This is a genomic window from Synechococcus sp. WC101, from assembly GCF_047461555.1.
Classification (GTDB): domain Bacteria; phylum Cyanobacteriota; class Cyanobacteriia; order Thermostichales; family Thermostichaceae; genus Thermostichus.
On the sequence record NZ_JANSHG010000010.1, the window covers coordinates 1 to 11,710 of the forward strand.

Below are 11,710 nucleotides of genomic sequence, written 5' to 3' on the forward strand. Positions count from 1 at the left end.
TTGAGATGATGTGGTCGGTGTTGAAGCATTTTATTCGGCAGCTTTGCAGAATTGGGAAATATAGCATGGAGCAGATAATGAAGACTTCTTTACTACTGATCAATCCATCCTCGTTCCGAAGTTGGTTTGCTAAGTGCTGCTATTGTACCCCTTGAGCCCTTAACAGGCTGTATCGCCGGACGGAGAAGAAGCTGAGGCGGTTGCAAAGGGCCGTATCCCGGAAAAAGAAAGGGTCAAACCGCTACAAGAAAGCGGTAAAGAGGTTGTCCAAAGTGCACCAGAAGGTAGCCAACCAGCGCAAAGATTTTCACTACAAGACGGCAAAGGAGTTGTTAAGTAGGGGGAAGCACATTGCTCATGAGGCGCTTACTATTGGGGGTCTGGCTAGAACCAGACTAGCCAAGTCTATTTATGATGCCGGGTGGGGACAATTCCTGCAAATTCTTAAGGTCAAGGCTGAAAGAGCTGGGCTGTTAACGATTGCAGTGAATCCAAACGGCACAAGTCAAGAGTGTTCCGGGTGTGGTCAGGTGGTTCCCAAAAAACTCCACGAAAGGTGGCACGATTGCCCCTACTGTGGGCTAAGGCTGTCACGGGACCACAACTCGGCAAGGGTAATCAAATCCAGAGCGGTGGGGCATCCTGTTCTTAAAGCTCGGAAAACGTCCTATGCGGTAGCAGGAGTCACCGAGAAGCCCGCCCTCTACCCGTTCGCGTCAGCGGCGCGGAGCGCTTTAGGGTGAGGGACGGGAGTATGTCACGTCAACAAAGCCGGCCCCAACAGGCGGGCCTGGCGTTCTTCCAGTATGCGGCGCAGGCGGGGCCACTGCTGCAGCTCCGGGTCTTGGGCAATGAGCTGCTCGGCCGCCTGGCGGGCCAACTGCAGCACCTCTTGGTCGTCCATGAGGCTGGCCAGGGCAAAGTCGGGCAGCCCCGACTGGCGGGTGCCCATCACCTCCCCAGGGCCGCGGAAGCGCAGGTCCATCTCGGCAATGAAAAAGCCATCGTGGGACTGCTCCAGGACTTTTAGCCGGCGCAGGGCCTCTTCGCTTTGGGATCCCGTCATTAGAATGCAGTAGGCCTGGTCGGATCCCCGCCCCACCCGCCCCCGCAGTTGGTGGAGCTGGGAGAGGCCAAAGCGCTCGGCATGCTCTACCAGCATCACCGAGGCGTTGGGCACATCCACGCCCACCTCCACCACCGTGGTGGAGACAAGGATATCCAGCTCCCGCCGGCGAAAGGCCTCGATAACCGCCTCCTTCTCGCTGCTGCTCAGGCGCCCGTGCAGCAGGCCCACCCGGAACTGGGGGAAGACTTTCTCCTGCAGGCGCTGGTGCTCTTCAATGGCTGACTTGAGATCCAGCTTCTCCGACTCCTCAATCAGGGGCAGCACCACGTAGGCCTGCCGTCCCTGGGCAATTTCCCGCTCCATCAGCCGCACCACCTGCAGGCGATCCCCGGGTCGAGCCACCACCGTATGCACCGGCTTGCGCCCCGGGGGCAACTCGTCAATTTGGGTAACATCCAGATCCCCGTGCAGGGCCAGGGTAAGGGTGCGGGGGATGGGGGTGGCCGTCATGGTCAGGACATCGGGGTGATCCCCTTTCTGTTGCAGGGCAGCCCGCTGTTCGACGCCAAAGCGGTGCTGCTCGTCGATAACCACCAAGCCCAGGTTGCGAAACTGCACCGCCGGCTGGATGAGGGCATGGGTACCAACAACTAGGGGCAGCTCCCCGGTCTGCAACTGCCGCAGGATCTCGCGCCGCTTGGCGGGGGGGGTGGAGCCGGTCAAGAGTTCAACGGGCACTTGCAGTTGGCTCAGCCACTCCACCAGCTTGCGGTAGTGCTGCTCGGCCAAGACCTCGGTGGGGGCCATGAGGGCCGCCTGCCAGCCGGATTGAATCGCCGCCAGCAAGGCCGCCACCGCCACCACAGTTTTGCCGGATCCCACATCCCCCTGCAGCAGGCGGTTCATGGGCAAGGGATCCCGCAGATCCGCCAGGATCTCGTCAATGGCCCGCTGCTGGGCAGCGGTCAGCTGGAAGGGCAGGATTTGGTAGAAGCGGTCCAAGAGCTCTCCTCTGGCCGGCTGGTAGCGGGGGACAGCTTGGGCCCGGGCGCGGTAGCGCTGCCGCCGCTGCAAGAGGCTAAGTTGCAGGTAGAAGAACTCATCGAACACCAGCCGCCGCCGGGCCTGGGCCAGCAGCTCTTGCGTCTTGGGAAAGTGGATCTGCTGCAGGGCAAGGGGCAAGTCCAACAGCTGCAACTGCCGCTTCAGGGGCTCCGGCAAGGGATCCTCCACCAAGGCAGCTGCCGGCAGGGCGAGCTGGACGGCCTTGCGCACCAGATCGGCGGGGATCCCTTCTGAAAGGGGGTAAACGGGTAGAATCTTGCCCAATCTCTCCGGATCCTCGCCCTCTCCCCCCAGCACCTCCAGTTGCGGGTTGTCCAGCGTCAGGCCCAAGCGGCCCTTTTTCACCAGGCCGCTGGCCGCCACTACTGCCCCCTTGGGGTACTGCCGCTCCAGGGCCGCCTGCCAACTGCGCTGGGCAAATTGCCGCCCGCTGTAGAAGCGGCTGAGGGTGACTATGCCACTTTTGTCGGCAATCTTGAGGTTCAAGATGGTCAGCAAGGGGTTTTTGGGGCTGGTAAAGCAACTGCAGCTTTTCACCGTCCCCACCAGGGTAACGGTCTCCCCCACCTTGGCCTGGCGGATGAGCACCCGGCGGGAATAGTCCAGGTGATCCCGTGGGAAGTAGTAGAGGGCATCGCGCACAGTGTGCAGGCCCAGTTGTGCCAGCTTCTCCGCCGACTTGGGGCCAATGCCCTTGAGAAATTGCAGCGGCTGCTCCAAGCTGAGGCCCTTGGGCGGGGGCAAAGCAGGGCTGGGTGGGCCAGATTGGGCTTGCTCTTGCTGACGACGCAGCCGATCCAGCCAGCGGCGGGTTTCCGCCACCAGGTGCTGCCGCTCCGCCAGCTCCAACTGGGGGTAGAGGCGATAGCGGGATCCCAGTTCTTTCCACCGCCGTCGCTCCTCTCCATCCAGCGTCCAACCCGCAGGGGGATCCTGGCCAAACACGCTCTGCAAAAACTGGGAGAAGGTCTGCTCTCGCCCCCGCAGGTCGGTAAATCCCAACTCCGCCTCTAGAGAAAGGGCGCGCTGAAGCCGCTGTAGATCCACCTGGCTCAAGTTGCTTCTGGGTCGGCTGCCGGTAGTCTCTCTAATCCAACTTTAGCCAATGGCAAAGAGCCCCAGGCGCGGCCTCTGCGCCTCAACTCAAAAGGGCCTGCTCTGTAGGACAGGCCCAGGGATCCAGAGCAACCTTATTCCAGATGGAAACTAGCTGCGGGCCAAGGCGGATCCCAGGAGCGCGGCCATCACGGCCGGCACCAGGGCAATGGCCAGGATGGTGAAAACTTGCGCGTCGGTCATAGCCAACTCCCTAAAACCCAGTGCTGTGAACCTGCTCCTCACTTTACCCCGGCTGGTGACCAGACCTGGGGCCTAAAAATATTCTTTACAAAGCGGCCTTTGGCTCTGGGTTTGGCCGCTGCGGGATCCCCCAGCCCGGCCCCAATCGTGTTACGATGTTGCTCCGCAACGCTGTCGCGACAGCGGGGCAATTCTGGATCTTTTTCTTTGCAACGTTCGCTCTTGGCGTCACCATGGTAGCCGCTCCGCAAAGCTTGACCACTCCCCGGGACAACCTGGCCATTTTGGCGGAAACGGATCCCGTCGTCTACCGCCTCATCCAGCAGGAGCTCAACCGGCAGCGGGATCACCTGGAGATGATTGCCAGCGAGAACTTCACCTCGCCGGCTGTCCTGGCCGCCCAGGGCTCGGTGCTGACCAACAAGTATGCAGAGGGGCTGCCCGGCAAGCGCTACTACGGCGGCTGCGAGTTTATCGACGAGATCGAACAACTGGCCATCGACCGCGCCAAGCAACTCTTTGGAGCGGCCCACGCCAACGTGCAGCCCCACTCCGGCGCCCAGGCCAATTTTGCCGTTTTCCTGGCCCTGCTGCAGCCGGGAGACACGATCATGGGCATGGATCTGGCCCACGGCGGCCACCTCACCCACGGCTCGCCAGTGAACGTCTCCGGCAAGTGGTTCCGCGTGGTGCACTATGGTGTGGATCCCCAGACGGAGCGGATTGACTTCGACCAGGTGCGGGATCTGGCCCGGCAGCACCGGCCTAAGCTCATTATCTGCGGCTACTCGGCCTATCCGCGGATCATTGACTTTGCCGCTTTCCGCGCCATTGCCGACGAGGTGGGGGCCTATCTAATGGCCGATATCGCCCACATTGCCGGCCTGGTGGCCACCGGCCACCACCCCAACCCGGTACCTATCTGCGATGTGGTCACCACCACCACCCACAAGACGCTGCGGGGGCCACGCGGCGGGCTGATCCTCACCCGCGACCCGGAACTGGGCAAAAAGCTGGACAAGGCGGTGTTCCCCGGCAGCCAAGGGGGGCCTTTGGAGCATGTCATTGCCGGCAAGGCGGTGGCCTTTGGAGAAGCCCTGCAGCCCAGCTTTGCCCAGTACTCAGCCCAGGTCATTGCCAATGCCCAGGCGCTGGCGGCAACGCTGCAGCGGCGGGGCATCCGGCTGGTTTCAGGGGGCACCGACAACCACCTGGTGTTGCTGGATCTGCGCTCGGTCTCGGCGGTGCTGGAGAAAAACGGGGCTGCTGATCCAGTGATGACAGGCAAGCGGGCGGATCGCCTGATGGAAGAGATCCACATTACTGCCAACAAAAACACCATCCCCTTTGACCCGCAGCCGCCCTCTGTGGCCAGCGGCCTGCGCCTGGGATCCCCGGCCTTGACCACCCGCGGCCTAGGGCCGGCAGAATTCGAGGAAATCGGGGAGATCATTGCCGATTGCCTGTTCCGACCGGAGGATCCAGGCGTTCTTGAAGACTGTCGTCAGCGGGTTGCTCAGCTCTGCCGCCGTTTTCCGCTCTACCCTCACTTGGGATAACCGCCATCCTCGCTACGGCTTGCCATGCCTTACTTGGTTGCCTTTTTGGCTGCTGCCTGTGTGGTTCTCTGGGCAACCCCGGTGGTGAAGGCGGTCGGGATCCGCAGCGGCCAGTTGGATTTTCCCGATGAGCGCAAGATCCACCGGCAGCCGATGGTGCGCCTAGGGGGGGTCTCTATCTTTTTTGGCAACCTGGTGGCACTACTCTTGCTCTGGGGAGCCGGAGCCTTCGCCGGCTTGCGCACCGAGCAGGAGTACGAGATCTGGGGGGTAACCATTGGCGGCGTTTTGTTTTTTTTGATCGGCCTGGCCGACGATCTGTTCCAGTTGTCGCCCTTTTCCCGCCTGGCGATGCAGTTTGGGGTGGCTGCCGCCGCCTGGGGAGTGGGGGTGCGCATCGAGTTCATTAACCTACCGGGGATCGGCATCTGGCCCTTTCCGGTATGGCTGAGCCTGCTGGTTACCCTGCTGTGGCTGGTGGGGATGGCCAACGCCATCAACTTCATGGACGGCCTGGATGGCTTGGCGGCAGGCGTGTCGGGGATCGCAGCAGTCGTGATGCTGATGGTAACGCTGCTCCTGGATCGGCCGGCGGCGGCCATGCTGGCGGCAGCCTTGGCCGGGGCCTGCCTGGGCTTTTTGCGCTACAACTTCAACCCGGCCCAGATCTTCATGGGAGATGGGGGAGCCTACTTTCTGGGCTTTACCCTGGCCGGGATCGGGGTCATTGGGGTGGCCAAGGGGGTAACCACGCTGGCGGTGGCCCTGCCGTTTTTTATCCTGGCCGTGCCGATTTTGGATATGTCTGCCGTGATCCTCAAGCGGCTGGCTAGAGGCAAGTCCCCCTTTCATCCCGACAAGGGCCACTTGCACCATCGCCTGCTCAAAGCCGGCCTGTCGCAGCGGCATTCAGTACTCTTGATCTACGCCATGACCCTCTGGGGGGGATCCCTGGCCTTGGCCCTGGCCGGCCTGCCGGCAGGGGGTACCTATCTGGGCGGGGCCTCGCTGCTGTTGGCGGGAGTAAGCTGGGGGGCCTGGCAACGCCACCGTCAGCGGCAACGGTCTTTGGCTGCTGAAGATACCCAGGTTCAAGCAACAGATTCAGTTAATTCAAAAAAGGATTAAGCCTGGGTTGTTCCCAGCCGCCCGCCTGCCTAGACTGGAAGGGATCTCCTCTGCCGCCTTGATGATGCGTCCTACACCGGAGCTGGCGGCCCTTTTGCGCCGCACCGCCGATCGCTTGCAGGCCCAGCACTGGGGCTTTTGGGATCGCGAGTACTGCTGGCGGGATAGTACCCGCTGCAATTGCGGCCTGCTGGTGCGAGAAGCCCTGGGCTGGAATCAGCAGCAGCTTAGCCTACACATCCACCGCGGCACTTGGCGCACCATTGCCCAAACAGCCTATCGCACCGCTGCCTTTGTCCTGAGGGATCCCTGGCAAGCCCGGTGCCAGGCCACGGGCCTGCGGCTGGGGTATGTGTTTGAGAAGATGGCAGAGCTGGGGTTTGACCGGCCAGAGGACTTTGCTGCCCTGGAAGAGCTCAGCGATCCGGTTATCCTGGCCCGCCTCGCCGAAAAGGGGGTGGAGCCAGTGCGGCGCGACCACGCCCTCCATGTGGCCCTCTACATGCGGGAGCTGGCCGACTGGATTGAGGAGCAGCTGCAGGCCCAGGCTCAGCTCAGCCACTTGACCCAACCCCTGCCCAAAGCCAAAGCAACAGAGGTGGCCGTCCGCCAGCCGCTGCGCCTGCGGTGAGGTGTGGATCCCCTAGTTGGATTCGTCCACCATCACCACATGGGTGGGGATCTCAGGGGGCAGGAGCTTGCGGCCCGACAAGAAAGCCAGCTCAATTAGAAAGGCAAACCCTCCCACCTCAGCGCCGCTCTGGGCCACCAACTGAGCGGTGGCGGCAGCAGTGCCCCCGGTGGCGATGACATCATCCACGATCACCACCCGGTCGCCGGGGCGCAGGGCGTGGGCATGAAGTTGCAGCTGGTCTTGGCCGTACTCTAGACTATAGCTTTGGCTAAGCACCGGCGGTGGCAACTTGCCGGGTTTGCGAACCGGGACAAATCCCAACCCCAAATGCTGAGCCAAAGCAGCCCCCAGAATAAACCCCCGCGACTCAATGCCCACCACATAGTCCAGGGATCCCATAGTGGCAGTACCGGCAGCCAACTGTTCAATTGCCGCCCGAAAGCCTGCTGGATCCCGCAGCAGGGGGGTTATGTCGCGAAAGAGGATCCCGGGTTTGGGAAAATCGGGCACCAAGCGGATGAAGGCGCGCAAATCCATCCTGTTTTCCTCGCTGGCCAGTGGCTTGCCGAAAGAACGCAACCCATCATACCCACTTAGCTTAAGGGCAGATGGAATGCCTTTTTGTCCGTTCGGCAGCGGGGAAGATTTTTTATAATTAGCAGGGCTGGGAGCCGCGGCTTACCTGGTCTTTCTGTTTGTGACTCGGAGATTTCTCATGCGCTACTACATGGCCATCGACTCCAATCCCCTGGCAAGTTTGCCGCTGGCTCTGTTTGGGGTGGGCAGCGAGTCGGCATACGTCGATCTGCTGCAGGACAAGTTAATGGTGCGGGTGGGCAACTTGTTCAACGAAACCTTTTCTCTAAGCGAGTTGGGACGAGGGGAGCGCTTCTCCTGGCCCTGGTTCTACGGCCTGGGTGTGCGCACCGATTTCCAGGGGTTGGTGGGCGCGGTAACCAGCACCCAGGGGGTGGTTGCCATTCCGCTGCTGCAGGAAAAGACCCTCTTCATCCCTCTGCTGGGGCCGCTGGGGCTGCAAGTACCCTGCAAAAAGCTGGTCTTCAGCCTCAAGGATCCGGATACCTTTTTGGCCAATTTCAACCAGGGGCGCCCCGAGGTGAACGGCGCGCCCAAGAATGTGGTGATTGAGTAGCCAGGGCCAGCTATTTTGACAAGACCAGCACCTCAGTGACGGAGCCGCGCTTGCGGCCGTGGCAGTTGATGGCGCGGCTGTCTCCTTCTCGCTACGCCAAAGGTCAGCTGGCCGCAGTCCCCTAGTTTTGATCCTCTTCCAGCAGCTCTTCCAGCACCTCGATCCAATGCTCCAGTTCCTCCAACCCCTGCAACACTGCCTCTGGGTCGCTTAGCTCCACCTGGAGCAGCTGGGCCGATTCTGCCCAGCTTAGGGATCCGGGCGGGCTGGCCAGCCAATTCAGGTAGCTGGGCAAAAAGGTCCGCGGAGACAGATGATACTGGCGGTAACAGGCCAGGGCAACCAGGCTGGCCAGGCTGACCTGAGGGGCGCTGAAGGGGCGCAGAAACAGCTCCGGCATCCCCACCCAGCGGAACTGCTCTTCCGGCAACAGCTCCACCGCATCGCCGCACAGCTCCTGGCTCAGCTTCAGCCACTCTTCGCCGACCCAGTAGGTAGGGCCAGCCTCGGATGGGGCCAGTGGAGCGGTGTCGCCTTGCGAGATCTCCGACCGGTAGAGGAGCAGCTCCAGCCGCGCAATCAAGCTCTGGTAGAACACGGCTTGCAACTGCGCCTCCAGGTGGTGAATCAACAGGGCCTGGGCCAAGGTAAGGCTGCCGGAGCGCAAGGCCTCCGGCCCGCTTCCCCGATCGCGGAGACGAGGTGGCGCCGGCGTGCCCCGCGCCCCCTCCAGCAGGTAGTCGAGCAGCATCTGCTGTAAAAACGCGGTGTGCACCCGAATTTCCCAGGAGGGCTGGACAGTTCCTTGCAGCTCCTCCAGATCCAGCCAAACCCGAGGCCCCTCAGGCCGGAGCCGCCGGCTGAGGGCTTCAAGGGCTTGCAGCAGCAAGGCGAGGGGTTCACCCCCTAACGATGGCGTCTCTGGCTTGCCGGCGGGTGCTTCCAAGTTGGAGCGGATTTCCGGTAACCAGGGTTTGGCCTGGGCTGCACAGTCGGGGCAGAACTCTTGCAGGGCCGCCCAGACCAGGGAGGTAGCCTCGGCGGCGGTGAGGGGAGGAGCCGGATCCCCCCAGGGCGCATAGAGGTCGCAGGTACGGATGGAACGGCCCAGGGCGCGGCTTTTTAGGCGGTAGTAGCGCTGGAACAGGTCGAAGCGATCGCGGATCCCGTCCAGCAGCTGCTCCCAAAAGGGCTGGCCGAGGCCATGGCGAGCCAGGTAAAGCTCGGCGGCAGAATCGTAGCCCCGCCACTGGGCTTCCCAGAGGTGGTCGCGGATGAGGACGCTGAGAATAAATCCCCCTAGCTCTGCATGGGCTTCTAGGTGTTGGCCCAACCGCTGGTAGGCCGCCCAGCGGATCTCAGCGCTGGGGTGGGTTTGCAGGCTCTGCAGGTGGGCAAGGGTTTCAGTCGACTGCTGTTGGGGGAGAGCGGGGGAGCTAAGGGTGACTTGCCACAACTGCCGCCAGGCCAAGCGTCCGGCCAGGCGCTGCTGGTGGAGTAGACGTTCCAGAGGCTCCGCCTGCTGGTGACCTCGCTGCTGGAGGAGGCCACACAGAAACTGGCGAAAGGGGCGCAGCCCTGGATCGGCACAGGCAGCAGCCAAAAGATCCAAGCGCCGCTCCTCTGGCTCGGGCGGCAACTCGGCGGCAGGCTCGTCGGGAGAGACAGCCAACAGGGACTGCAGCTCCAGGGGGAAAAAGAGCAAGTGGCTTTGCAGGGAGATAGCCCGTTCCAGATCCCGCCAGCTTGGGGCCTGAACAGGGGTAGCCGGGATCCCTTCCCTGCCCTCTGCAAGGTGAGCTGCCAGGGCTTGTGTTAGCTGCAACAAGACTTGCAGCGCCTTTCCCAGCTCTGGTGGGCTGAGCTGGGCCACTTGCCCTCGGTAGCAGCGGGCAAACTGCTGTACCTGCTCTTCCAGCTCATCCCACGCTGGGATGGGCTCTTCCCCGGGGCCAGAAAAATGGTCAAAGGGAGGGTCGGAAGTAGGAAAGACCACTGGGATAGCCTCCTAGCGATGAGGGCCCTCCCTCCATTGCCTTGTCGGCTGAGGGGAGTGCCCCCTTTTGAGGGGCAGGGAAAGCCTGAAACGATTGTGACATTCTCCCCAAGCCCCTGCAGCCAGAGCGCAGGGATCCCTGGCCAGGGCAGAGGCCAAAACTTCTGCCAGGATTAAGCTAAAGACTTTCCTCGGGGAGGCAACTGGGGTGTTTGCTCAGGTCACTGCTGCTGCCCTGGTGGGACTCAAGGCCGTGGGGGTCACGGTAGAGGTGGATGTGGGCGGTGGCTTGCCCCAGATTACCCTGGTGGGGCTGCCCGATACAGCCGTTCAGGAGGCCAAAGAGCGGGTACGGGCGGCCATCAAGAACTCCGGCTTTGCCCTGCCCCAGCGGCGGATCATCGTCAACTTGGCCCCCGCCGATCTGCGCAAAGAGGGCCCCAGCTTCGATCTGCCCATTGCCATCGGCATCCTGGCAGCCGCAGGAGTAGTTGAGCGGGAAGCGCTGGCCAACACCCTGCTGCTGGGGGAATTGGCCCTGGATGGCACCCTGCGTCCTGTGGCGGGAGTTTTGCCCATCGCCGCCAGCGCCGCCGAGATGGGGATCCGCCGCCTGGTGGTGCCCCGAGAAAACGGCCCGGAAGGGGCGCTGGTGCAAGGGATCCAGGTGTATGGGCTGCCCTCTTTGGCGGCAGTGGTGAGCTGGCTGCAAAACCCCCAGGGAGTTGAGCCGGTGCGGATCCAGCGGGAGCAGATGCTGCCCACCGAAACGGAACCCCTGCTGGATTTGGCCGATGTCAAGGGGCAAGAGCACGCCCGACGAGCCCTGGAGATCGCGGCGGCCGGCGGCCACAACCTGTTGCTGGTGGGCAGCCCGGGAGCGGGCAAGACCATGCTGGCGCGTCGTCTGCCCGGCATTTTGCCGCGGCTGCAGTGGGAAGAGATGTTGGAAATTACCCGCATCTACTCGGCAGCCGGCCTGTTGCGGCAAAATCTCCACCTGGGGCGCCAGACTCCCCTGATTACGCAGCGGCCCTTTCGGGCTCCCCACCACTCGGCTTCGGCGGTGGCGCTGGTGGGTGGTGGCCCCTACCCCAAGCCTGGCGAGATCTCCCTTGCTCACCACGGTGTCCTGTACCTGGATGAACTGACGGAATTCCGGCGGGAGGTGTTGGAGGTGCTGCGCCAGCCTTTGGAAGATGGCAAGGTCACCATCTCCCGCGCCCGCGTTTCTCTGGAGTTTCCCGCCCAAACCACCCTGGTGGCCTCCACCAACCCTTGCCCCTGCGGTTTCTATGGAGATCCCGTTCAGCCCTGCACCTGTACGCCGCAGCAGCGGGAGCGCTACTGGTCCAAGCTCTCCGGGCCGCTGTTGGATCGCATCGACTTGCAGGTGCGGGTCAACCGCCTCAAGCCAGAAGAAATTGTCCGCCTCCAGGGCGGCGAATCTTCCCAAGCGGTGCGGCAGCGGGTGGAACAGGCGCGGCAGCGCCAACGGCAGCGCTTCCAAAACGAGCCAGGGATCCACTGCAACGCCCAGATGCAACCCCGCCACCTGCGGCAGTGGTGTGCCCTGTCCGAGCCCTGTCGCAAACTCTTGGAGAGCGCCATCCAAAAGCTGGGCCTGTCTGCGCGGGGGAGCGACCGCATCCTCAAGGTGGCCCGCACCATCGCCGACCTGGAGGGTGCCGAGGCCATCGCCCCCACCCACCTCGCCGAGGCCATCCAGTATCGCAGCCTGGATCGCGGGCGGCCCTGAGCCCTCACCCCCGGCCCCTCTCCCAGAGGGAGAGGGGAGTATGGTATG

The 11,710-nt window shown here is 62.8% G+C and carries 10 protein-coding genes and 1 pseudogene; 7 read left to right on the forward strand and 4 right to left on the reverse strand.

Going from position 1 to position 11,710, the window contains the following annotated elements:
• Positions 1-155 (forward strand): annotated as a pseudogene (locus NW809_RS01330) (IS630 family transposase); the annotation flags it as partial.
• Positions 156-167: 12 nt separating this feature from the next.
• Entirely contained in the window at positions 168-743 is a 576-nt protein-coding gene (locus NW809_RS01335; protein WP_414401380.1) for an RNA-guided endonuclease InsQ/TnpB family protein, read from the forward strand.
• Positions 744-757: 14 nt separating this feature from the next.
• Here NW809_RS01335 and recG read toward each other — a convergent pair whose 3' ends face one another.
• Positions 758-3,181 (reverse strand): ATP-dependent DNA helicase RecG, encoded by a 2,424-nt coding sequence (recG, locus tag NW809_RS01340; RefSeq protein WP_414401381.1) that lies wholly within the window; start codon positions 3,179-3,181, stop codon positions 758-760.
• A gap of 159 nt (positions 3,182-3,340) precedes the next feature.
• Positions 3,341-3,433: a photosystem I reaction center subunit XII gene (gene psaM, locus NW809_RS01345; RefSeq protein WP_041438450.1), complete on the reverse strand. Its 93-nt coding sequence runs from the start codon at positions 3,431-3,433 to the stop codon at positions 3,341-3,343.
• A 233-nt stretch (positions 3,434-3,666) separates the two neighbouring features.
• On the opposite strand from psaM, the gene glyA reads away from it, so the two are divergent.
• Genes glyA through NW809_RS01360 form a run of 3 tightly spaced genes read left to right on the forward strand, consistent with a single transcriptional unit; the run spans position 3,667 to position 6,751 of the window.
• Positions 3,667-4,992, forward strand: a complete 1,326-nt coding sequence (gene glyA, locus NW809_RS01350; RefSeq protein ID WP_414401374.1) for a serine hydroxymethyltransferase — start codon at positions 3,667-3,669, stop codon at positions 4,990-4,992.
• Positions 4,993-5,016: 24 nt separating this feature from the next.
• Positions 5,017-6,120, forward strand: coding sequence for a glycosyltransferase family 4 protein (locus tag NW809_RS01355; protein ID WP_240527843.1), 1,104 nt, complete (start codon positions 5,017-5,019; stop codon positions 6,118-6,120).
• 7 nt (positions 6,121-6,127) lie between these two features.
• A complete protein-coding gene (locus tag NW809_RS01360; RefSeq protein ID WP_011430833.1) occupies positions 6,128-6,751 on the forward strand; it encodes a hypothetical protein in 624 nt (207 codons plus the stop codon).
• A 12-nt stretch (positions 6,752-6,763) separates the two neighbouring features.
• On the opposite strand, the gene NW809_RS01365 is transcribed toward NW809_RS01360, so the two are convergent.
• Complete coding sequence (locus tag NW809_RS01365) at positions 6,764-7,291, reverse strand: adenine phosphoribosyltransferase (protein ID WP_011430834.1); 528 nt, start codon at positions 7,289-7,291, stop codon at positions 6,764-6,766.
• 178 nt (positions 7,292-7,469) lie between these two features.
• On the opposite strand from NW809_RS01365, the gene NW809_RS01370 reads away from it, so the two are divergent.
• A complete protein-coding gene (locus NW809_RS01370; protein ID WP_011430835.1) occupies positions 7,470-7,907 on the forward strand; it encodes a hypothetical protein in 438 nt (145 codons plus the stop codon).
• 121 nt (positions 7,908-8,028) lie between these two features.
• On the opposite strand, the gene NW809_RS01375 is transcribed toward NW809_RS01370, so the two are convergent.
• Positions 8,029-9,903 carry a peptidase M3 gene (locus tag NW809_RS01375; protein WP_099813020.1) on the reverse strand — a complete coding sequence of 625 codons (1,875 nt, stop codon included), beginning with the start codon at positions 9,901-9,903 and terminating at the stop codon, positions 8,029-8,031.
• Between the two features lie 208 nt (positions 9,904-10,111).
• On the opposite strand from NW809_RS01375, the gene NW809_RS01380 reads away from it, so the two are divergent.
• Positions 10,112-11,662: a YifB family Mg chelatase-like AAA ATPase gene (locus tag NW809_RS01380; RefSeq protein ID WP_011430837.1), complete on the forward strand. Its 1,551-nt coding sequence runs from the start codon at positions 10,112-10,114 to the stop codon at positions 11,660-11,662.
• Positions 11,663-11,710: the final 48 nt, after the last annotated feature.

Bases quoted from the DNA above. Each gene is read 5' to 3' on its own strand.
- NW809_RS01370 (WP_011430835.1), top strand. From the start codon at position 7,470: ATGCGCTACTACATGGCCATCGACTCCAATCCCCTGGCAAGTTTGCCG.
- NW809_RS01365 (WP_011430834.1), bottom strand. From the start codon at position 7,291: ATGGATTTGCGCGCCTTCATCCGCTTGGTGCCCGATTTTCCCAAACCC.
- glyA (WP_414401374.1), top strand. From the start codon at position 3,667: ATGGTAGCCGCTCCGCAAAGCTTGACCACTCCCCGGGACAACCTGGCC.
- psaM (WP_041438450.1), bottom strand. From the start codon at position 3,433: ATGACCGACGCGCAAGTTTTCACCATCCTGGCCATTGCCCTGGTGCCG.
- NW809_RS01355 (WP_240527843.1), top strand. From the start codon at position 5,017: ATGCCTTACTTGGTTGCCTTTTTGGCTGCTGCCTGTGTGGTTCTCTGG.